Origin of the sequence: Vibrio sp. M250220 (assembly GCF_036533795.1) — a bacterium.
In the GTDB taxonomy this organism is placed as follows: Bacteria; Pseudomonadota; Gammaproteobacteria; order Enterobacterales; family Vibrionaceae; genus Vibrio.
In genome coordinates, this window is sequence record NZ_JATABI010000140.1 from 1 (window position 1) to 1185 (window position 1185).

The 1185-nt window shown below is 44.7% G+C and carries 1 protein-coding gene and 1 pseudogene; one reads left to right on the forward strand and one right to left on the reverse strand.

Going from position 1 to position 1185, the window contains the following annotated elements:
- A partial coding sequence (locus QTN94_RS19960) for a hypothetical protein (RefSeq protein ID WP_331428645.1) occupies positions 1-225 on the forward strand: 225 nt, incomplete at its 5' end.
- On the opposite strand, the pseudogene QTN94_RS19965 reads toward QTN94_RS19960, so the two are convergent.
- Positions 197-1185, reverse strand: a pseudogene (locus QTN94_RS19965) (IS3 family transposase); the annotation flags it as partial. The gene QTN94_RS19960 and the pseudogene QTN94_RS19965 overlap by 29 nt on opposite strands.

Sequence of the window (1185 nt, forward strand, 5' to 3'; positions counted from 1 at the left end):
GTGGATCACTACCCCAATGGTCATTTAATGCAACAAGAACCATTAAATCCAGGTAATAAAAAAATAACTTTGGTGCACGAAACGACTGAACCTGGCGAGGTCGAAAGCTTAGGCGAGTTTTTTGAACTGTTTTCTGCTGGTGGCCATAAGGATTTTCTTGATATGCTGATCTGCTCCAGCCAGACTGGACACTTCATTAAGCGACATTTTGCTGTTCAAAGTTAACTGGGCTTAGATACCCAAGAGCACTGTGCCTTCTCGTCCGATTATAATCAACCTCTATGTACTCGAAGATCGTTTGGCGCATCTGGTCTCTCGTCATAATTGGCTCATATTGTATCGCTTCCACTTTCATAGAATGGAAGAAGCTCTCAACACAAGCATTGTCCCAGCAGTTTCCTTTCCTACTCATACTTTGCTTTAGATTATAAGCAGTTATGAGATCTCGATAATCTTTTGAGCAGTACTGACTACCTCTATCACTATGAACGATAACCTGCTCGGGGAATCCGCGACGGAACAACGCCATTGATAGCGCATCACAGACCAGCGTAGCCGTCATTCTGGTATCCATAGACCATCCAATTACTTGTCTTGAGTAAAGGTCAATAATTACCGCCAAGTACAGCCAGCCTTCGCTTGTGGCTATATAGGTGATGTCTCCAGCCCATTTTTCATTCGGAGCCGATGCGCTAAAGTTCTGAGCCAACAGGTTTGGAGCAACAGGCATTTGATGCTTGCTGTCCGTAGTGCACTTAAACTTGCGAGCAGCTTTCGGCGTTAAATCTTGACGCTTCATACTGGCAGCAATGGTTTTAACATTGTAGTTATCACCGCTCTCAGACAGTTCTTTTTGGATACGCCTTGAGCCATCTCGGCCTTTGCTGTTGTTGAAAGCTTCTTTGACTTTTGTATCAAGCTTTTGGCGAATTGCCTCGTATTGGATGGCCTTATGGCGATGCTTAACCCAGTAATAAAACCCACTTCGGGATACCCCGAACACCTTAGCCATACGCACAATACTGAAGCTCAGCAGGTGTTCGAGCATAAATTCATAGAAATTTACTTTAGATTTTTCGCGAAGTAGGTGGCGGCCTTTTTTACAATTTCTAGCTCTTCTGCTTGCTCAGCCAACTGCCTTTTGAGCTTGGCAACCTCTGCGGCTAGCTCTTGCTCTCGCTGACT